This is a genomic window from Acidobacteriota bacterium, from assembly GCA_026707545.1.
Lineage (GTDB): Bacteria > Acidobacteriota > Thermoanaerobaculia > Multivoradales > Multivoraceae > Multivorans.
This window is the reverse complement of record JAPOWR010000004.1, coordinates 228,086-248,600: the sequence shown is the minus strand read 5'-3', so window position 1 is coordinate 248,600 and position 20,515 is coordinate 228,086. Positions and strand designations below refer to the sequence as shown.

The 20,515-nt window shown below is 68.0% G+C and carries 17 protein-coding genes; 10 read left to right on the top strand and 7 right to left on the bottom strand.

What is annotated here, in order from left to right:
* Positions 1–21: 21 nt before the first annotated feature.
* From OXG83_15905 to OXG83_15880, 6 genes are all read right to left on the bottom strand, one after another.
* The gene (locus OXG83_15905) at positions 22–1,197 is read right to left on the bottom strand and encodes an MFS transporter (protein MCY3966515.1); all 1,176 of its coding nucleotides are present in this window, start codon (positions 1,195–1,197) and stop codon (positions 22–24) included.
* 16 nt (positions 1,198–1,213) lie between these two features.
* Positions 1,214–2,902, bottom strand: coding sequence for an iron ABC transporter permease (locus tag OXG83_15900; protein ID MCY3966514.1), 1,689 nt, complete (start codon positions 2,900–2,902; stop codon positions 1,214–1,216).
* The gene (locus tag OXG83_15895; GenBank protein ID MCY3966513.1) at positions 2,899–3,996 is read right to left on the bottom strand and encodes an ABC transporter ATP-binding protein; all 1,098 of its coding nucleotides are present in this window, start codon (positions 3,994–3,996) and stop codon (positions 2,899–2,901) included. The genes OXG83_15900 and OXG83_15895 overlap by 4 nt, the downstream gene beginning before the upstream one ends.
* Positions 3,997–4,086: 90 nt before the next feature.
* Complete coding sequence (locus OXG83_15890; protein ID MCY3966512.1) at positions 4,087–5,130, bottom strand: extracellular solute-binding protein; 1,044 nt, start codon at positions 5,128–5,130, stop codon at positions 4,087–4,089.
* A 22-nt stretch (positions 5,131–5,152) separates the two neighbouring features.
* Positions 5,153–5,425: a hypothetical protein gene (locus OXG83_15885; GenBank protein ID MCY3966511.1), complete on the bottom strand. Its 273-nt coding sequence runs from the start codon at positions 5,423–5,425 to the stop codon at positions 5,153–5,155.
* Between the two features lie 2 nt (positions 5,426–5,427).
* Entirely contained in the window at positions 5,428–6,393 is a 966-nt protein-coding gene (locus OXG83_15880) for a threonine/serine dehydratase (protein MCY3966510.1), read from the bottom strand.
* 29 nt (positions 6,394–6,422) lie between these two features.
* Between OXG83_15880 and OXG83_15875 the strand changes: the two genes are divergently transcribed.
* Positions 6,423–7,370, top strand: a complete 948-nt coding sequence (locus OXG83_15875; protein ID MCY3966509.1) for an ornithine cyclodeaminase family protein — start codon at positions 6,423–6,425, stop codon at positions 7,368–7,370.
* An 11-nt stretch (positions 7,371–7,381) separates the two neighbouring features.
* Here the strand turns inward: OXG83_15875 and OXG83_15870 are convergent, their stop codons facing one another.
* The gene (locus OXG83_15870) at positions 7,382–8,830 is read right to left on the bottom strand and encodes a hypothetical protein (protein ID MCY3966508.1); all 1,449 of its coding nucleotides are present in this window, start codon (positions 8,828–8,830) and stop codon (positions 7,382–7,384) included.
* 83 nt (positions 8,831–8,913) lie between these two features.
* Between OXG83_15870 and OXG83_15865 the strand changes: the two genes are divergently transcribed.
* The 9 genes from OXG83_15865 to OXG83_15825 all read left to right on the top strand — a co-directional run bounded on the left by OXG83_15865 (position 8,914) and on the right by OXG83_15825 (position 20,130).
* On the top strand, positions 8,914–10,527 hold the full coding sequence (locus tag OXG83_15865) for a M20/M25/M40 family metallo-hydrolase (protein ID MCY3966507.1): 1,614 nt from the start codon (positions 8,914–8,916) through the stop codon (positions 10,525–10,527).
* 30 nt (positions 10,528–10,557) lie between these two features.
* On the top strand, positions 10,558–11,613 hold the full coding sequence (locus tag OXG83_15860; protein MCY3966506.1) for an aldo/keto reductase: 1,056 nt from the start codon (positions 10,558–10,560) through the stop codon (positions 11,611–11,613).
* 2 nt (positions 11,614–11,615) lie between these two features.
* Complete coding sequence (locus OXG83_15855) at positions 11,616–12,686, top strand: proline racemase family protein (GenBank protein MCY3966505.1); 1,071 nt, start codon at positions 11,616–11,618, stop codon at positions 12,684–12,686.
* Between the two features lie 5 nt (positions 12,687–12,691).
* Complete coding sequence (locus OXG83_15850; protein MCY3966504.1) at positions 12,692–13,441, top strand: SDR family oxidoreductase; 750 nt, start codon at positions 12,692–12,694, stop codon at positions 13,439–13,441.
* The gene (locus OXG83_15845; protein ID MCY3966503.1) at positions 13,438–13,923 is read left to right on the top strand and encodes a TRAP transporter small permease; all 486 of its coding nucleotides are present in this window, start codon (positions 13,438–13,440) and stop codon (positions 13,921–13,923) included. The genes OXG83_15850 and OXG83_15845 overlap by 4 nt, the downstream gene beginning before the upstream one ends.
* Positions 13,924–13,936: 13 nt before the next feature.
* The gene (locus tag OXG83_15840) at positions 13,937–15,217 is read left to right on the top strand and encodes a TRAP transporter large permease (GenBank protein MCY3966502.1); all 1,281 of its coding nucleotides are present in this window, start codon (positions 13,937–13,939) and stop codon (positions 15,215–15,217) included.
* The gene (locus OXG83_15835; GenBank protein ID MCY3966501.1) at positions 15,210–16,196 is read left to right on the top strand and encodes a TRAP transporter substrate-binding protein; all 987 of its coding nucleotides are present in this window, start codon (positions 15,210–15,212) and stop codon (positions 16,194–16,196) included. The genes OXG83_15840 and OXG83_15835 overlap by 8 nt, the downstream gene beginning before the upstream one ends.
* A gap of 46 nt (positions 16,197–16,242) precedes the next feature.
* A complete protein-coding gene (locus OXG83_15830; protein MCY3966500.1) occupies positions 16,243–17,124 on the top strand; it encodes a dihydrodipicolinate synthase family protein in 882 nt (293 codons plus the stop codon).
* A 279-nt stretch (positions 17,125–17,403) separates the two neighbouring features.
* Positions 17,404–20,130, top strand: coding sequence for a TonB-dependent receptor (locus tag OXG83_15825; GenBank protein MCY3966499.1), 2,727 nt, complete (start codon positions 17,404–17,406; stop codon positions 20,128–20,130).
* Positions 20,131–20,515: the final 385 nt, after the last annotated feature.

The window sequence follows — 20,515 nt, the reverse complement described above, 5'->3', positions numbered from 1 at the left end:
GTACCTCCCTATTGGGGAAGCCTAGCCGCGGAGGCGGGTGGACGCCGCCGCCGCGACGATCAGCACCGCTCCGATGGCAATGAACGGAACGTCCGGCGAGAAGGCCTGGAACAGGTAGGCCGCGACCAGGGGCGCCGCGATCTTGCTGCCGTTGCCGTACGCCTGCTGCACCCCGAGCACCTGCCCGACGACGCCGCTTCCGGGGGCCCGCTTCGAGACCTGGGACGTCGTGCAGGGGAAGAGCAGAGATGTTCCCAGCGGGACCAGGAAAATCGCCGCTCCGAGCGTCCAGAGACCGGTGGCGAAGGGAATGGCGATCAACCCGACGCCGAAGCTCACGGCGCCGGCGCGCAGGATCCTGACCTCGCCGAAACGCCGAACCGCCGGCCCCAGAACGAAGACGCGGAAGGCGATGGACAGGCCGCCCAGGTAGAAGAAGAACAGGCCGATGTTCGACTCGTCCACCCCGAAACGGCGACCCAGGTAGAGGCCGATGATCGCGGTCATCCCCGCCATGCCGATCTGTCCGGCGGCGTAGATCCAGATCAACAGGTTGAGCGGACGCAGCGGCTGCACGGCCACGCGACCGACCGCGGCGAGGATCGAGTAGCGCGTCTCCTCCGTTTGCTCCCCCTCCTTCCGCTGTCGCGACTCCGGCAACCGGAAGCGCGCGAACACCGCGGCCGCCAGACTGAACGCAGCGGCCACGGCGCCGGCGCCGGCCGGGTGAAGCTGGCCCGCGAGACCGCCGACGGCCGGGCCGATCATCGCCGCGGAGCTGGTGACCGCGGTGACCCAGCCGATGCCCTCGGCGCGGCGCTCCCCGGTGACCGAGTCGGCGATGTAGGCGAACACGACCGGCACCGTCCCGCCGCCGACTCCGTGCACCAGCCGGGCCAGGAGCAGCAGTTCGAGCGACTGGGCCAGGCCGAAGAGCAGGTAGCCCGCGGCCGAGACGACGAGGCCGAGGAGCAGCGCCGGCCGGCGGCCCCTACGGTCGGCGAGCCGGCCCCAGAGCGGTGCGGTCGCCATCGACGCCAGGGCGAAGGCGGACACCAGGGCGCCGACTTCCAGAGGCGTCGCGCCGTAGCGCTCGGCATAGAACGGCAGGAGCGCGACCACCAGGAACTCGCCCAGCGTGCTGACGAAGGCGACCACCATGAGCGCCGCCAGGCGATGGTCGATCAGCCGCGCCACGAAGGTCTTCGAGCTGTCAGAGCCGGCCGCCGGCCCGGTCGTCCCAGGCGATGAAGGCGACCGCGCTCAACACCATCAGCAACACGCCGTAGGCGGCGGCGATCCCCGTCTCCTGAATCCGCAGGCTCGACTGGATCTCGATCGAGATCGGGCGGGTGTCGTAGGTGTAGAGCACGATCGAGGTCACGAAGTCGCCCAGCATCGTGATGAAGGCGAGGCCGGCGCCCGCGATGACGGCCGGCCGCAACAGCGGCAGCACGATCTGCAGCACCGTCCTCAACGGCCCGGCGCCGAGACTCGCCGCGGCCTCCTCCAGGCGAGGGTCGAGCTGGCGCAAGCCGGCGAAGATGGAACGTCCGGTCAGAGGCAGCGAGCGAACCAGGTAGGCCAGCGGCAGGATCCAGAGCGTGCCGACCAGTACGAAGCGGCCGACCCACGGCGCGTTGACGCTCATCGCGGCCGCCAGGGCCAGAGCGAACACGGTGCCGGGTATCGCCCAGGGCAGGGTCATCATCGCCTCGAGCGCCCGTCCCGGCACGCCGCCACGCCGGAGCGACAGCCGCGCCGCCATCACCCCGACCACCACGGCCGCCAGCGTCGCCGCGGCCGCCATCCAGATCGAGTTCAAGGCCGGCCGCAGCCGTTCGGCGGAGGACAGGAGATCCCCGTAGTTGACGAGCCCCAGCACCGGCGGGAACGCCTCGACCGTCCACGTGTTCGGCGGCACGAGCGACATCAGGATCAACGTGGCGTGCGGCAGCAGGAGCACACCGGCCAGGACCCAGCCGCCCGCCGCGGCGGCGACCCGGGCGCCCCGCGTGTGCAGGCGGCGTCGCGCCGGCGGCGTTCCGCGCGCACCCGACGCCAGGTCCAGGCCCGGATCGATCTTGCGGAGCAGCAGCAACGAGGCGAAGGCGAGGAGCGCCAGCATGGTCGTCTCGACGTAGGCCATGCGCAGCTCACCGTTCAGTTTCGAGGCGACAATCTGGGTCGTCATCACCCGAAACCCGCCGCCGAAGATGTACGGCGCCGAGAACGAGCCGAGCGAGGTCATGAAGGTGAGGAGCGTCGCCCCGGCGAGCGCCGGCCGAAGCCGCGGCAGGGTGACCCGGAAGAGGATCTGCGACCGGCTGGCGCCCAGGCTCTGCGCCGCTTCGATGGCCGCGCCGTCCTGCCCGGACAGTCCCGCCCGAGTGAACAGGTAGAAGTAGACGTACATCGAGTACGCGTGGACCAGGAGGATCGCCCACGCTCCGGTCAGGCGCCAGGACACGTCGAGCCCCAGGCTCTGAAGCCCGCGCGCCGCCAGACCGCTCTCGCCGTAGAGGAAGAGAAACGCGATGACGCCGACCAGCGGCGGCAGCGCCACCGGCAGCGCGACCAGGGCCCCGAGCAGGCGCCGGCCCGGGATCTCGTTGCGCTCGAACAGGAAGCCCAGCGGCACGCCGATCGCGGCCGCGGCCAGGGTGGACAGCACGGAGATCCACAGCGTCCGCCACATCGCGTTCCACTCGTCGGCGCGGGTGAAGAAGGACCGGAACGCCTCGGTCGTCGGGCCGCCACCACCGGGGCTGCCGATGCCGAAGGCCTCCGCCGCGACCACGAGCAGCGGGTAGCCGACGAGCCAGACCAGGAACGCAAGGACCAGCCACGGCATGAGCGACCGGAGCCGCGGCGCCCCGAGGCCCGCTCCGGCGGCGCTCAAGGACCGGACCCCGACGCCGCGGCAAACGCGGACGGCAGCTCTCCGGCAAACTGCCGGACGACGCAGGCCCCCCTCAGGCCCGCCGCGGTTCCCGGCATCGCCACCTCGACGGTCGGTCCCGCCGCCAGCCGCACCGTGTAGAAGCTGTTGCTGCCGGTGAAGCGCTCGGCTTCGATCTCGCCGGGAAGCCCCGGTCCCTCGCCCGTCTCGAGACTCACGGACTCTGGCCGAACACAGACGTCGACCCGATCGGTCACGGCGAGCTCGCCGCCACCCCGGCAGCGCCAGGCGGGCGCCTCGGGCTGCGACTCGAGGCGCACCGTCAGTTCGCCGCCGCCATGCCGCTCCTTCACGACCCCCGCCAGCACCGAGCAGCGGCCGACGAACGTGGCCACGAAACGCGAAGCGGGATCCCGGTAGAGCGCCGCCGGTCCTCCGACCTGCTCCAGCCCACCCTCGTTCAGCAGGCCGATCCGCTCGCCGAGCTCGAAGGCCTCCTCCTGCTCGTGGGTGACCAAAACCGTCGTGATGCCCGTCTGCTTGACGGTCCGCCGCAGGTCGGCCCGGGTTTCCTCGCGCAACGCCGGGTCGAGATTGGAAAGCGGTTCATCGAGCAACAGCACCCGCGGCCGCGGCGCCAGTGCCCGGGCGAGAGCCACCCGCTGCTGCTGGCCGCCCGAAAGCTCGGCGATCCGCCGCTGTTCGAAGCCGGAGAGGCGTACGAGGTCGAGCATCTCGGCTACTCGGGCCTCCGCCTCGCCCGGCCCGCCGCCGCGGACCTTGAGTCCGAACGCGACGTTCTCCGCCACGCTCAGGTGCGGGAAGAGCGCGTAGCTTTGGAACAGCATGCCCACTCCCCGGCGCGCCGGCGGCAGGTGTTCGACCGCCTCGTCCGCGATCAGCAGCCGTCCCCGGTCGAGTTGCTCGAAGCCCGCCAGCAGGCGCAGCATCGTCGTCTTGCCGCTGCCGCTGGGGCCAAGCAGCGCGAAGATCTCGCCCGGGTCGACCGTCAGCGAAACGCCGGCGAGGACGATCGTCTCGTCGAACGCCTTGAAGACGTCGTCGAAGCGGACCGAGACGCCGGACGTCGTCACCTCGGAGCCAGCTCGCCCGTCATCGCGACAGCTCCGTCTCTGCATGCCGCCCGTCGGTGCACGGGATGACAGCCGCGCCGCCGAGCCCGGTCATCCTCCGCCCTGGCCGCGAACGGCCCGGTCCCACTCCGCCATCCACGCGGCGCCGTTCTCCTCGATCATCTGCCAGTCGACCTCGGCCCGGCGGAGTCGCGACTGCACGTCGGCTACCCAGGGCGCCAGGGTGCCGGCGTCGAGGTCGGGGCGCGCAGGCAGCCGGAACGCTTCCCGGACCGCCAGCCCGAGCGCTTCGGGCGAACCGAGCCAGTCGAGGAAGGCCTCCGCCGCGGCCGGCTCACCCGAGCCTGCGACCACACCGACGGAATCCTGGATCACCGCCGTGCCGCTCGCCGGAAAGCGGTACGCGATCGGCGCGCCCCGGTGGATCAACGACAGGATGTCCGTCATCTCCCAAAGCGTCAGCACGCCCTCCTGGCGGGTCAGCTTCTCGTGCAGGACCGCCGGGCTGTGGACGTACTCGCGGGTCTGGCCGTCGAGCCGTCGCAGCCAGTCGAAGCCGGCCTCGGTGCTACCGGTTTCGACCACCGAATCGGAGAGGATCTTGCCGAAGATCGTCCGCATCGTGCCGCTGGCCAGGGGATCGCGGATCACGACCTCGTCCTGCCAGCGTTCGTCGAGCAGATCGTCCCAGTCGGCCGGCGCTTCGTCCTCGCCGATCGCGTCGCGGTTGTAGACGATGATCGTCGGCGTCTGGTACAGCGTGTAGTAGAGCCCCTCCGGATGCCGGTCGGCCGGATCGAGTGCCGCGGCCCAGGAGGGCTCGGACGGCGCCAGCAGGCCCTCGGCGGCGCCCCGCGCCAGGATCGTCGCCGGGCCGCCGAACCAGACGTCGGCCTGTGGGTTCGCCCGCTCCGACCGGATCCGGTCGTAGACCTCCTGCGACCCCATGTCGAGCCAGCGCACGTCCACGTCGGGCCGCGCCTCCTCATACGCCCGCTCGACGACGGTCAGCAGATCCCGGCCGTGCGGCGAGTAGACGACCAGCGGCGTCCTCCCATCGCCCCCGCAGCCCCCCAAGGCCGCGGCCGCCGCGAGACCGAGGAGTATCGATCGATGGGTCAGAGCGGTCCGCATCGGCCGCCAAGTGTACGTCGCGTCAGGAAGCCGACGGAGTGACCAGACTCGGATGGAAGCGCCGGAGGTTGCGGAAGTAGGTGCGGTGGGCCTTGGCCAGCCAGTCGAGGTCAACGGCGTCGGCGCTACCCGCCTCGGCCACCTGGCCTTCGAGCAGCCGGCGCGGATAGACCTTCATCTCGCCGACGACCAGGACCGGCTCGCCGTCCTCGGTGGCGGTCTCCACGCGAAGGCCCTCCGCCTCGAGTTCACGCTGGAGGAGATCCCCCAGGCGCTGGAGAACGTCGCCGGGCACGGCTACGCGCCTTCAGGAAGCTGGAGAATCCGCCTCAACGTCTCTCCGTCGACATTGCCGCCGCTGACGACCACCGCAGTGATCTTGCCGTCGCGCGGTATCGCGCCCTGCAAGAGGGCCGCCACACCGACCGCGCCGCCGCCTTCGACCACCCAGCCCTGCACATCGACCAGGAAACGCATCGCCGATGCGATCTGTTCCTCGGCAACGAGCACCACATCGTCCAGGTAGCGCCTGCAGATCGGCACCGTCATCGAGCCCGCCTCGATATCGCCCGAGAGCGCCTCGGCAAGGGTGTTCCAGACTTGTGGTCTGTCGCTGTCGTGGAAGACGTTGAACATCGCCGGCGTCGATTCGGAACTCACGCCGATCACCTCGACCGTGGGGTTGAGCTCCTTGAGAGCGGTGGCAACGCCGGAAATCAGGCCGCCGCCGCCCACGGGGACCAGCACCCTTTCGACCCGGGGCAACTCGGAGACGATCTCCATACCGATGGTGCCGGCCCCGGCGATCACCCGCCTGTCGTTGTAGGGCGACAACCAGGTCCGGCCGCCCCGGGCGCGGCGCAGGGCTTCGGCCTCGGCCTGATCGAAGTCGTCACCGAAGAGCACCGCTTCGGCAGCACCGGCGCCGTAGCGGCGTACTCCGCCCACCTTCTTCTTCGGCGTGGCGACGGGCATCAGAATCTGTGCCGATGCACCGCACAGACGCGCGGCATAGGCGACCGCCATCGCGAAGTTGCCCGAGGATGCGGCGATGATGCCCTGGGCCAGCGCCTTCTCGTCCAGCGACAGCATGGCGTTCAGCGCTCCTCGTATCTTGAACGAGTGTGTCCGGTTGGCGTTCTCCAGTTTGAGAAACGTCCCGGCGCCGAGATCGGCGGCATCTTCGAGCGGTGTCGGCCGCAGATGATCCTTCAGGCGGTGCTGCGCCCGGACGATGTCACCGAGGGTCGGGTGGTCTGTCATGGCGTCGTTCCCAACATAGTATTTTCGGAATGCGATGGGCAGGCCTTGACGAGATCAGATCCGTTCTCGACATACCCGCCGCCATCGAGTTGATCGAAGCCGGATTCGTGGCGCTGTCGAGCGGCGCGGCGACGGTTCCTGCCGTCGGTTATCTGGGATTCGACGCGCCGCCGGGCGATTGCCACATCAAGTACGGTCACATTCACGGCGGCGAGGTCTTCGTCGTCAAGATCGCCACCGGCTTCTATGAGAACGCTTCGCGCGGTCTTCCCACGGGCCACGGGATGATGATCGTCCTGTCGGCGGAGACCGGCGAGACGCTGGCCCTGCTGGACGATGCGGGCTACCTGACCGATGTGCGAACCGCCATCGCGGGCTGCATCGCCGCCCGCTATCTGGCACCCGACGCGGTCGAGTGCATCGGCATTGTCGGTGCGGGCATGCAGGCCCGCATGCAGTTGCAGTACCTGCGCCATGCGCGCGATTGCAACCGGGTCCGGGTCTGGGCGCGACGCCGCGAACAGTCGGCGGCGTACCGGAACGAGCTGTCGGATTCCGGCTTCGATGTACATATAGCCGAAACCCTTCAGGACCTCTGCGAAAACAGCAACCTGATCGTCACCGCCACGGCGGCGAGGACTGCTCTTGTCCGCGACGAGTGGATCCGGCCGGGCACTCACCTCACCGCGATGGGAAGCGATGCTCCCGGCAAACAGGAACTGGACCCGGCGTTGTTCGCAAGAGCCGGTGTCTGTGCCGTCGATTCACGGTCGCAGTGCATCGACCACGGTGAGTCGCACTACGCGGTAGAGGGCGGCCACCTGGCCGAAACCGGTCTCGTCGAACTGGGCGACATCATCGCCGGCAGGGCCAGAGGGCGCTCGAACGAGGACGAGATCACCATCGCGGATCTGACCGGTGTCGCGGTGCAGGACATTCAGATCGCAAAAGCGGTCTGGCAGGCCTTGAAGGACTAGGGGGCCGCCCGTCAGGCGTCGAGACCTGCCACGAGGTCGCGTTCGGATGGGACGCGCCCGAGTTCGTCGTGCCGGGGCCGGTGGGTCTTCTGGGTCATCAACGACACGACGACCATCGCGATCAGGCTGAACACCGGGGCCAGCAGCGTGTCCAGGCCGCGGTAGGCATCCGTGACCGCGAAGTGAAGCACTAGCCGCGCGGCGCTGCCGGCGAGAACGCCGGCGAGCGCCCCGGTCGTGTTCGCCTTGCGCCAGAAAAGACCCAGCAGGAGGGGCACGAAGCAGCCGGCCAGAACGATGTCGAAGGCGAGGATGAGGAGGACTCCCGGTTCCGGCCGGACGTAGGCGAAGACGACGGCGCCGGCCATCGTCGGCAGGGCGATCCAGCGGGAGAAGCGGAGCATCCGCTCGTCGTCCCAGGTCGACCGGCTGTGACGCTGGACCAGGTTGCGGGTGATCACGTTCGCCAGGTCGAGCACGACGCCGCTCGCGGTCGACATGCTGGCCGCGATGATGCCCAGCAGAACCGCCCCTCCGATCAGCAGCGGCAGGTCGGTCAGCGCCAGGTCGACGAGCAGGGAGGAGCCCGCGTCGCGGCCGAAGTAGTGGGCCGAGAGGCCGATCAGCGAGACCGTGAGACCGACGACGAGGGTCAATCCCCCGGCGACGTAGCAGCCGCGCTTCGCCGAGCGGCCCGAATCGGCCGAGATCATCCGCTGGATGAAGTCGATAGCGACGATGTCGCCCAGCGCCAGCGACCCCAGAGCCGCCCAGTTGACGAGCGCGCCGCTCTCGCGCGAGAAGAGGCCCGCAAGGCTCATCGCGCCTTCGGGGGCGGCACTCAGCAGGTTGCCCCAGCCATGGCTGCCGCCGAGCCAGACGAAGGCGACGACGATGCTGACGATGAAGATCGAGACCTGGAGCACGCTAGTCGCGATCGTGGCGTAGAGACCGCCCGAGACCGCGTAGGCGAGGATGCAGAGCGCGACGGCGATCAGCATGGCGAGGTAGGGCGCTCCGAAGACGAGTTCGAACAGCAGGCCAAGGCCCGCCAGGTTGCCCGCGACCAGGACGACGTTGCTGAGCAGCATGAGGCACGCGGCCAGCGTCTCGGTGGAGACGCTGTACCGGCGCCGGTAGAAGTCGGCCAGGGTCATCAGCCGCATGCGGTGCAGCGGTTCGGCGAACCAGGCGCCGGCGATGAACAGGCACAGGGCGAGCCCGACCGGGATCACGGCGCCGGCCCAGAAGCCGCCCGAGTGGACGAGCGACGCATTACCCACCGAACCGTTCGCGTCGAACGCCTGTGCGCAGAGCGTGATGCCGACGACTCCGACCGGCATCGCGTTGCCGGCGACGTAGTAGTTCGTCGCCCGGCCGCGGATCTTCGCGTAGGTGCGAACGCCTACGTACAGCGTCAGAGCGACGAAGAGGAGGACGGCGATGCCGATCGCTGACACGGCGGCAGTGTAGTGGCCGAGCGATCCCGGCACCGCCTGTATAGTGCCGGACGGTCAGCAGAACACGGAGGTTCGAAGACTCGGTGATCGCGCGCGGTGTCAACCGGATGCCCGCCCTCGTCGCTCTCGCGGCGACGCTCGTGGCGTGCGGGGTCCCGGCTGGCGAAGAGGTCGCCGGCGGATCAGCCTCCCCACCGGAGACCGTCGACCTCGACGTCGTCGCAGAACTCCGTGACGAGGGATTCAACCGCTCCCAGGTCATGGAATTCGCCCACGTCCTGACCGACCTCTACGGTCCCAGGTACGCGAACTCCCCCTCTTACGACGGCGCCGCCAGTTGGGCTCGCGACACTCTGGAGGAGTTCGGTCTCCAGGCGACGCTCGAACCCTGGGGCGAGTTCGGCTACGCCTGGGAGAACCGCCACACTTCGGTTCACATCACGGCGCCGCAGTACCAGCCGGTCATCGGCTACGCGCAGCCAGGCACCCGGAGCACGGACGGCAGGGTCGCCGGACCGGTAACCGCGGTCGACCTCAGCGGCGTCGAGACGCGGGACGACCTGGAAGCCCTGCAAGCACGGCTCGGGGCGTCGATTCTCCTCGTCTCGCCCCAGCGGGAACTGGTGCCGAACTTCTCGCCGCAGGCGGTCCGGCTGTCGGACGAGGAACTCAGCGGCATGGCCCGCCTCGAGATCGACCCGCGGAACAACCCCAGCCGGTCGAGGGACGACGACGAGACCGCACCCGAACTGACGCGCCACGACATCGAGACGTTCCTGGAAGGGCAAGGCGTCGCCGTGCTGGTCGAGATCGGTTCCACCAACGTCGGCCCGATGGACAAGGGGATCGTCCACGTCTCGGGCGACGGTCCGCTGCCGCTGGACGAACCGGTGCCGATGCCCCGCGTCGTGGTCGCGCCCGAGCACTACAACCGGATGATGAGGCTGCTGGCCGCCGGAACGCCGGTCGAGATGGAGATCGAGGTCCGCAACGTCCTCAGCGACGACGATCCGCTCGACTACAACGTGATCGCCGATCTGCCCGGAAGCGACCTCGCCCACGAGGTCGTGATGATCGGTGGCCACCTGGACGCGGAACCGGCCGGCACCGGCGCCACCGACAACGCCTCCGGAAGCGCGATCGTGATGGAAGCGATGCGGCTGCTGCGGGCAGCCAACCTCGAGCCGCGACGCACGATCCGGGCGGCGCTCTGGGGCGCCGAGGAGAGCGGCCTGCTCGGCTCCCGCGCCTACGTTCGCGAGCACTTCGGCGACCCGGCGTCCCCGGAGAAGCCGGCCGCCCACGCGAACCTCTCCGTCTACTTCAACGTCGACTGGTACGGCCGCTTCCGCGGCATGTACCTGCAGGGCAACGACGACTCCCGCCCGATCTTCGAGGCATGGATGGAACCGTTCCACGATGTGGGCATGACCTGGATCGTGCCCGGTAACACCGGCGGCACGGACCACATGGCATTTCTCGAAGCGGGCCTGCAGGGTTACCAGTTCATCCAGGACGACCTGGAGTTCTTCAACGCCACCTTCCACACGAACATGGACGTCTACGACCGGCTGATCGCCGACGACCTGGAGCAGGCCTCGGTCATCCTGGCCAGCTTCGCCTACCATGCCGCGATGCGCGACGAGCTCTTCCCGCGCGCCGACGGCCTCGGCAACGGGCGGCGCTGGCACAAGTAGGCGCGGGATCGGCCGGAAGCAGGAGCACTCATGGAGTACCGCGTACTGGGACGGACCGGCGTCAAGGTCGCACCCCTCTGCTTCGGCAGCGACAACTTCGCCGATCCGACGCCGGAGCCGGAGTGCGTGCGCATGCTGGAGACGGCGATGGACGCGGGCATCAACCTGATCGACACCGGCGAGGTCTACGCCGAGGGCGAGGGCGAGCGGATCATCGGCCGCGCCCTCAAGGCGAACGGGCGGCGCCACGAGCTGCTGATCGCAACCAAGGTCGACCATGGCCGCCGGGTCGTCGGCGAGAGCGTCGTGGACTACACCGGCAGCATCGGCCCCAACGAGTACGGCCACTCCCGAATCAACCTGATCCGCGCCTGCGAGGGCTCGCTCCGCAGGCTGCAGACCGACTACATCGACCTGTATCAACTGCATCGTCCCTCGCCCGAGATGCCGTTCGACGAGACCCTGAGGGCGCTCGACGACCTCGTCCGGGCCGGGAAGATCCGTTACATCGGCTGCTCGACTCACCCGGCCTGGATGGTCGCCGAAGCCGTGATGACGAGCGAGCTGAAGGGCTACGCCCGCTTCGCCAGTGAGCAGCCCCCCTACAACCTGCTGGACCGCCGGATCGAAAACGAACTGATCCCGATGTGTCAGCGCCTCGGCCTGGGCATCATCACCTGGGCGCCGATGGCGATGGGTGTGCTGGCCGGCCGCTACCTGAGCGACTCGGACTATCCCGAGGGCTCGCGCGCGGCGCTCCGGGGCGGCTTCTACGCCGACCGCGTCACCCGGGCCGGTATCGACGTCGGCCGCAAGTTCGCCGAGATCGCGGCCGACTCCGGCCTCACGCCGGCCCAGTTCGCGATCCTCTGGACCAAGGACCAGCCGGGCATCACCGCGCCGCTGATCGGGCCGCGCACCCTCAGGCACCTCGAGGATCTGCTGCCGGTGCTCGACATGAGTTTGAACGACGAGCAGCGGGCCGCCTGCGACGCGCTCGTCCCGCCCGGCAGCGTCGTCGCCGACTTCCACAACACCGCCGGCTGGATGAAGATGAAGGTCATGCCGCCCGGCGCGAGTTCCTGAGCATGCGCGTCTCCAACGTGATCCACGCCGTCGACACCCACGTCGGCGGCGAGCCCGGCCGCGTGATCGTCGGCGGCGTCCTCGACGTCCCCGGCTCGACGATGTTCGAGAAGATGCGCTACCTCGAAACGGAGGCGGACGAGCTGCGCCTGCGGATGCTGCGCGAGCCGCGTGGCTATCCCGCGGCGAACTGCAACCTGGTCCTGCCGGCGACCCACCCCGACGCGGTCGCCGGCTACGTGATCATGGAGCAGGTCGAGTACCCGGGCATGTCGGGAACGAACACGATCGCCGTCGTCACCGTGCTGATCGAGACCGGGATGGTGCCGCACACCGAGCCCGTCACCGAACTTACCCTGGAGTCGCCCGCCGGACTGATCCGGGTGCGCGCCGACGTCGAGCGCGGCAAGGTGAAGCGGGTCGAGTTCGAGAACGTGCCGGCGTTCGCCGTCCACCTCGACGCCGTCCTCGAGGTCCCGGAACTCGGCAAGGTCACCGTCGACGTGACGTACGGCGGCATGTTCTACGTCATCGCCGACGCCGATCAGGTCGGCCTCACCCTGGCGCCGGAAGAGGCCGCCGAAGCGACCCGCGTCGGCGAGATGATCAAGGCCGCCTGCCAGGAGCAGCTTCCGCCCCCCGTGCATCCCCTGAACCCGGAGATCCGCGGCGTGACGATCGGCCAGCTCTCGGCGCCGCCGCTCAACCCCGGCTCCCACCGGCGCAACACGGTGATCGTCTCGACCGGCAAGCTCGACTGGAACAAACCGCTGACCTGGACCGGCGCCCTCGACCGCTCGCCCTGCGGCACCGGCACCTGCGCCAAGATGGCGGCGATGTGGGCCAAGGGCGAGTTGCCGCTCGGCCAGGATTTTGTCCACGAGGGCGTCCTCGGCACCACGTTCACGGGCCGCATGGTGCGAGAGGCGAAGGTCGGCGATGTAGACGCCGCGGTGCCGGCCCTGGCCGGGACCGCGTGGATTACGGGCTTCGCCCAGTACGTCGTCGATCCGGAGGATCCGTTCCCGAACGGATTCACCGTCGGCGACATCTGGGGCGGCCAGGAGGAGTGAGTGCGATGAGCGAAGACAGAGTGATGGTGGTCACCGGCGCGTCGAGCGGCCTGGGAGCCGAGGTCTGCGAGCACTTCGCCCTGAAGGGCTACCGGGTCGTCATGAACTACCTGATCGAACCCGAGGCGCAGGCGACCTACAACCGCATCGCGGCCAGCGTCGGTAGCACCGACCGGCTGATGAAGTATCAGGCCGACGTCGCCAACCGGGAACAGGTGCAGGCGATGTTCGACGCCGTGATCGAGCGGTTCGGCCAGGTCGACATTCTGATCAACTTCGCCGGCATCAACCGCGACGCGCCCTTCACGGAGTTGACCGACGACATGTGGGACTCGGTCGTCTCCGCGCATCTCCGCGGCCACTTCGTCTGCGGCCAGGAGTTCCTGTTCCACAACCCCGATCGCCCCGGCGTGATCATCAACCTGGGGGCCGCCTGCGGGCAGATCGGGCGCAAGAACGGAGCGAACTTCTGCAGTGCCAAGGGCGGCGTGATCGCGCTGACCAAGTGCATGGCGCAGGAGCTCTCGCCCCGGATCCGGGTCAACTGCCTGGTGCCCGGTTCGGTCCGGACCCGCGAGGTCATCGACCGCTACCACCTGGAGACGGAGGAAGGCCTGGCGAAGGAGCTCGCCACCCTGCCGATGGGACGGCTGGGCGAGTTCGAGGACATCACCCGGATGGTCGACTGCATGATCGGCTCCGAGTTCACGACCGGCGCCACCTTCTACGCCAACGGCGGCCAGTACATGCATTGAAGCGCCTCGGCGCCATGTTCCGGGAATTGCTCCGCCACCCGCTCGAGGTGGCGGTCTGCACGATCCTCGTCGCCCTGGTCGCGGTGACCTTCTCCCAGGTCGTCTTCCGCTACGTGCTGCAGGCGTCGCTCTCCTGGTCGGAGGAACTTGCCCGCTTCCTCCTGATGTGGCTCGCCGCCCTCTCCACCGCCTACGCGATGAAGACGGGCGCGCACTTCGCGCTTCACTTCGTCGTCGACCGGACGCCGCCGGCCATGCGGCGGCTCATCGGTTCGGCGGTCGCGTTTTCCGCGTCCACGTTCCTGGCCGTCTTCACCTACCAGTCGCTCCGTTTCGCGATCGAGGTGCACGACATGCTGGCGCCGGCGACCCGCATGTCGATGGCGGTCCCGTACTCCTCGGCCTTCGTGGGCAGCACGCTGACCCTCTACTACGTGCTCGTCAACTGGCGCCGGGAACTCCGGGCACCGGAACGGAAGTAGGACTTCCGGGACGATGGGAATCCTGGTCATCCTGACCCTGGTGGCCGCGCTGCTGCTCGGTGTGCCGGTGGCCATCGCGCTCGCTCTCGCGGCCATGGTCGGCCTGCTCTACAGCTCGCCCGAGTTCCTCATCGTTCTGCCGCAGAAGTTCCTCGCCGGCCTGGATTCCTTCCCGCTGCTGGCGGTACCCCTGTTCGTGCTCGCCGGTGCGCTCATCTCGCACGGCGGCATGGCGCGCCGGATCGTCGACCTGGCGATGCAGTTCGTCGGCCGCCTGCCGGGCGGCCTCGGCCTGGTCGTCATCCTGTCGACGATGCTGTTCTCCGGGATCTCCGGCTCGCCGAGCGCGAACACGGCCGCCATCGGCTCCGTCGCCCTTCCGGCGATGCGTCAGCGGAAGTACCCACCCCCGTTCGCAACCGCCGTCTTCGCCTCGGCCGGCGGCGTCTCGACCCTGGTGCCGCCCGCGATCGACCTGATCATCATCGGCGTCGTCTCGGGGATGTCGATCGGCGCCCTGTTCGCGGCCGGCGTCACGCCGGCGATCGTGCTGGGTCTGGCCCTGATGGGGCTGACCTACCTCCGCGCGCTCGACCTGAATCTGCCGCTCGAAGAGAAGGCCTCCTGGCCGCAGAGGCTCCGCGTGATCCGCGACGGCATCCTGCCGCTGTTCATGATCGTCATCATCCTCGGCGGCATCTACGGCGGTGTCTTCACGCCGACCGAGGCATCCGCCGTAGCCGTCGTCTACGGGGCTTTCGTGTCCTTCTTCGTCTACCGGGAGCTGAAGCTCGAGGACATCCCGAAGGTCCTGCTCCAGACCGCGTCGCTCTCCGGTGTCGTCCTGTTCGTGCTGGGGACGGCGTCCATGTTCTCCTTCGTCCTGACCTTCGAACGGCTACCGCACCTGCTGGCGGAAGGGATCTCGACCCACGCGCCGAACTGGATCGTCTTCATCCTCTTCGTCCACCTCATCTTCCTGTTCCTCGGCATGGTGATGGACGCCCTGCCGCCGATCATCATCCTGATGCCCATCCTCCTGCCGGCGGCGATCGCACTCGGCATGGACCCGCTCCACTTCGGCATCCTGGTCGCGGCCAACGTCGGCATCGGCATGATCTCGCCGCCGGTCGGCATCTGCCTGTACGTCGCCTGCGGCATCTCGAAGACGCCGATCGAGAAGGTGACGCCCAAACTGTTGCCCTTCCTCGCGCTGCTGCTCATCATGCTGCTGGTGATCACCTTCGTGCCCGGGGTCACGCTCTGGCTGCCCGACGCCCTCGGCTATGAATAGCCCCCTTCGCGCCGCCGCGCTCGCGCTCTGCGCCCTGGCCCTGCTCGCCGGCTGCCGCGGCAGCGACGGCGTCACCGTGCTCAAGGTCGCCCACAACGGCCCGGCCGGACACCCGTTCCAGGCCGGCTTCGAGGAGTTCAGCCGGATTCTCGAGGAACGGTCCGGCGGCGCCGTGACGGTGCAGATCTTCGAGAACGAGCAGCTCGGCACCGAGGAGGAGGCGACCCTGATGGTCAAGTTGGGTGCACTGGCCGCCTCGGCCGCCAGCGCCGGCGGCGGCATCTCCGCCTTCGTCCCCGAGGCGGAGATCTTCAACTTCCCCTTCATCTTCCGGGACCTCGACCACTTCTACCGGGTGCTCGACGGACCGATCGGCGAGCGCGTCGCCGACCGGATCGAGGAGGAACTCGACGTCCTCGTTCTGGGTTACTGGTTCGCCGGCCGGCGCAACGCCTGGAACGCGGAACGGCCGATCGTCACCCCCGACGACTTCGAGGGCCTCAAGATCCGGGTCATCCCGACCCCGATCCTGGTCGACACCTTCAACGCCCTCGGCGCGCAGGCGACGCCGATGTCGTTCGGCGAGCTCTACTCGGCGCTCGAGCAGGGAGTCGTCGACGGCGCGGAGACGGATCACGTCGATCTCTACGGAGAGCGTTTCTACGAAGTCACGAAGTACGTGTCCTACACGCGGCACCTCTACCTCGCCGTAGCGTTGATCTTCAGCCGCAAGCTCTACGACGAGTTGCCGCCGGAGGTCCAGGAGGCCGTGCTCGACGCCGGCAGGGCGTCCGTCCAGGTCGAACGGGAGGCGATGGCGTCGATGACCGCGGCGGCCCTAGTCGAGCTGGAGAAACTGGGAATCGAGTTCAACGAGATCGACCGCCCGCTGTTCGAGGACAGGGTGCGGCAGGTCTACCTCGACAACGCCGGAAGAGTCGGCGGCATCGCGGCGATCGAGGAGGTCGCCCGGCAGTAGACTCACGGAGTCAGAACAGGAGCAGGACATGGAATTCCGCGGTGTCATGACGGCCATCACTACGCCGTTCAACGACGACCTGACGGTCGATCACGACTTCCTCGCAAAGCACGCCAACTGGCTTGTCGACCATGGCTGTACCGGCATCGTGCCCCTCGGCTCGCTGGGCGAGGGCAACACCCTCCAGTTCGACGAGAAGCTGGCGATCGTCGAGACCTGCGTCGCGGCTCTCGACGGCCGGGCGCCCGTGATGCCCGGCATCTCGGCGCTCAGCACGGCCGAAGCCGTCCTCATCGCCCGCGGCTCGGCCGAACGCGGGGCCGACGCGCTCATGGTGCTTCCCCCGTACGTCCACAACGGCAAGATGCACGAGACCCGGGGTCACGTCGCGGCCATCTTCGAGGCCACGGACCTGCCGTGCATGCTCTACAACAACCCCTTCGCCTACGGGGTCGACATCCTGCCTGAGATCATGGGCGAACTGGCCGCCGAGCACCCCAGCCTGCGGGCAATCAAGGAGTCGAGCGGCGACATCCGGCGGATCACCGCGGTCAAGGCCCTGCTGGGAGACCGCCTCGACGTCTTCGCCGGCCTCGACGACATGCCCTACGAAGCCGCGTGGTCGGGGGCGACGGGCTGGATCGCGGGCCTGGTCAACGCGCTGCCGGCCGAGTCCGTTCGCCTGTTCGACCTGGCCGTGGCGGGCCGGCGGCAGGAGGCGTTCGAACTCTACGCATGGTTCCTTCCCCTGCTGCGCATGGACACCGTGCCGGAGTTCGTCCAGTTGATCAAGCTGGTGCAGGCGGAGGTCGGGATGGGGTCCGAGACCGTTCGGCCGCCCCGGCAAGCCCTACCCGAAGCCGACCGCCGCGAGGCGCTGGCGTTGATCCGGGAACGCCTGGCGACCCGTGTTCCGTCTCGAGCCTGACCCGGCGCGCACCCATCGATCGAGAAGGTCGCAGGCGGTGGCCTCCAAGGTTCGGATCCAACAATCCGAATTCCGTTTGACGACCATGGTACCCGAGGCTAACGTAGTTTGAACATCGAACGCTATGTGTCCTTGGGAATCGGGTCGGCCCGGGTCAAGCCGGCCTGTGAGCCAGGGCGTGTAGGGAGAAGACGGAAGCCGAAGAAGAAGGAGGCGGAGATGAAGTACCGCGGAACGGCGGATTCGCGCTGCCTTGCCCCGGCGGCAAGGAGTACCCGGATGGTTTGCTTGGGGGTGCTTCTCGTCTTCGTCGCCACCGGCGCAGCGGCCCAGTCGATCGAGCGCGGCTCGATCACCGGCACCATCACGGACCCCAACGGTGACCGCATGCCGGGCGTCAACGTAACGCTCACGTCGGGAGAACTCGGCGCGACCAGCGAAACGATGACGGACGCGAACGGACGCTACCGCTTCGTCGCGCTGCTGCCGTCCACCTACACCGTCGCAGCCTCGATCGAGGGCTTCTCGACCGCGCAGCAGGAGGACATCGTCCTCACCGTCAACCAGACCCTGAGCGTCGACCTGACGATGCAGTTGGGAAGCATCGAGGACATCATCATCGTCGAGGGCTCACCGCTCATCGACGTCCGCAGTTCGACGCTCCAGACGACGGAACTCAACAACGAGATCCTGATGGAGGTGCCGACCCAACGCAGCATCCGGGGCGTCGTGCAGTTGGCTCCCGGCGTCCACTCCCAGAACGCGGACGGCAGGCAACCTTCAGCCTTCGGCTCGCCCGGCATGGGCGTCCAGTTCTCGGTCGACGGCGTCATCATCAACAGCCCGGAGGCGGGCGAGAGCGAGGTGCCTCTCGGCTTCTTCTCGGTCGAGGACGTCACCGTCCTCGGCGCCGGCGCCTCGGCCGAGTACGGCGGCTACACCGGCGTGATCGTCAACGTGACGACGAAGCAGGGCTCGAACGACATGAACGGTCTGGTCGACCTGCAACTCGCCGACAACGACTGGCAGTCCCAGAACACGAACGACCCCGATCTGCAACGCAGCGGCAGCGACCGCACGGATACGGAAGTCCACTTCGACATCGGCGGACCGGTGCAGCGCGACAAGGCGTGGTTCTTCACCTCGTTCAAGTACTACCAGCAGGACTCGAAGGCCAGCGGCGACCATGTCAACGCCCCGACCAACGAGAGGCCCCGCTTCCTCGGCAAGATCAACTGGACGCCGACACAGGAGAAGATCTTCAGCGGCATGCTCGAGTACAGCACCCGCGACCAGGCCTACCAGGGCGCGGACGAGGGTGACTTCATCGCCCCTGGAGCCACCGTCAGCCTGGAGGGGACCCAGTACCTGTTCAACTTCAACTACACGGACATGCTGTCCCAGGATACGCTGCTCGATCTGAAGTTCGGCGGCTATCGCCAGCGTCAGTCCGAGACGCCCGACGGCGGCGATACACCCGCCCGCTACGACATCTATGAAGACCGCCTTACCGAGAACTGGTGGGGGCCCTTCAATGCCAACCGGGAGCGCTACCAGCTCATTGCCTCGGTCAGCCACTTCACGGATGACTTCATCCGCGGCGAGCACGACTTCAAGTTCGGCGTCGAGCTGCAGAACACGCTGGTCAACACGCTCAACCAGTACGCGGGCGGCAAGTTCTACGAGGACTACGCCGGCGAGAACTACATCCTCTTCGAGAGCACCGGCTACGACACCTATGCCGACACCGACAAGATCGTCGGCTACGTGCAGGACTCCTGGGGAATCAACGACCGGGTGAGGCTGAACCTCGGCCTCCGGGCCAACTACTGGCGCGGGGCCGTCGAGTCGGACGTGAACGGCGTCCGCTTCGATCAGGGCAGCGTGTTCACGCCCGGCCTCGGGATCGCGCCGCGCATCGGATTGAACATCAACCTCGGCGACGACAACGACTCCGTGGTGAAGGCCAACTGGGGGCGCTACTTCCACCAGGTCATCTCGCTGTTCTACAGCCGGCTGGCGCCCGAGAGCGACGTGACGGGCTACATCTGGAACGCCGACGACGAGGTCTGGGAGCACGACTTCACCGAAGGGCGAGGTCCCGGCCAGTGGACGATCGACGACGGTCTCAACGTGCCCCACATGGACGCCCTGGACGTCGGCTGGGAGAAGGTGCTCTCGCGTACCGTCTCGCTCGACATCACGGCGACCTATCGCACGAACGACAACTTCCTGGACGGCGTGAACCTCACCGGCGAGTTCGAGCCCACGCGGTACACGGATCCCGACAGTGGACGGACCTTCAACGTCTTCAACCAGACGAACGAAGGCGAAAACCGGTACTACTTCACGAACGTCAACCACTGCCAGGACTACGGACAGGCCTACAAGGAGCTCACCTGCTTCAGGAAGGTCCGCAAGTACGCCGGGATCACGGCAAGCCTCGCCAGGCGGTGGCGCAACAACTGGCAGATGCAGGCTTCGTGGACCTACGGCGAGGCAAGAGGCAGCGACAACAACGGCTGGTACGAGTTCCTGGAAGGAAGAGGCTCCCAGCTCGGCAGTTCGACCTTCTTCCGCGACCCGAACGACCAGATCAACGCCTACGGCAACCTGACGATCGATCCAACGCACCTGATCAAGGTTCTGGGCAACGCCCGACTCCCGGGCGGGGTCGTCGTCGGCGGCTACCTCTCCTACTTCTCGGGCAACACCTACAACCAGCTCATCAGGGTGGAAGACGTCGATCAGACTTCGGACATCTACGGTCACCCGGCGGGCTCCTTCCGTCTCGACGACGGCATCAACCTCGATCTGAGGGTGGAGAAGGACTTCAACATCGGCAATGACCGCAGGCTCGGCGTCGGCATCGATGTCTTCAACGTCGGCAACGCCGACACGGTCGTCGAAGCCGAACAGACCCTGAACAGCGACAGGCCCTTCGGCGCCCCGAGGCGGCTGATACGCGGTCGGGTCTGGCGAATCGGGGCGCGCTTCCACTTCTAGCGCGACCGCGTCGGCTGGGCATCGGTGACACCCGCCTGCCAGGGGCGCGGGAGGGGGTCCCAGCGGTCGCTCGCACTTACCGGATGGATGAGAGGTGGGTGCTCGCTGCGGTCGGCTGCGCTCCGGTTAGTCGTCGGACGATGAGAGGGCGCAGGGCGTCGCTTGCCGACAGCCTCGCCGGGACCCCCTCCCGCGCCCCTGGCAGGCTGGAAGTCGTCTGGTGGCGAAACGGCGACGACTGCCGGCTGCATGGCCCCGCTTTCTCGTAGAGGATCCAGAGGGTGGCATACGCACGGATGGCACGTGAGAAGAGTTAGGCGCTGTTAGGCTTTTTCCTCGTCATGGGGCGCGGACAAACTCGTCGCGATGATGCGCTTGGCCAGGA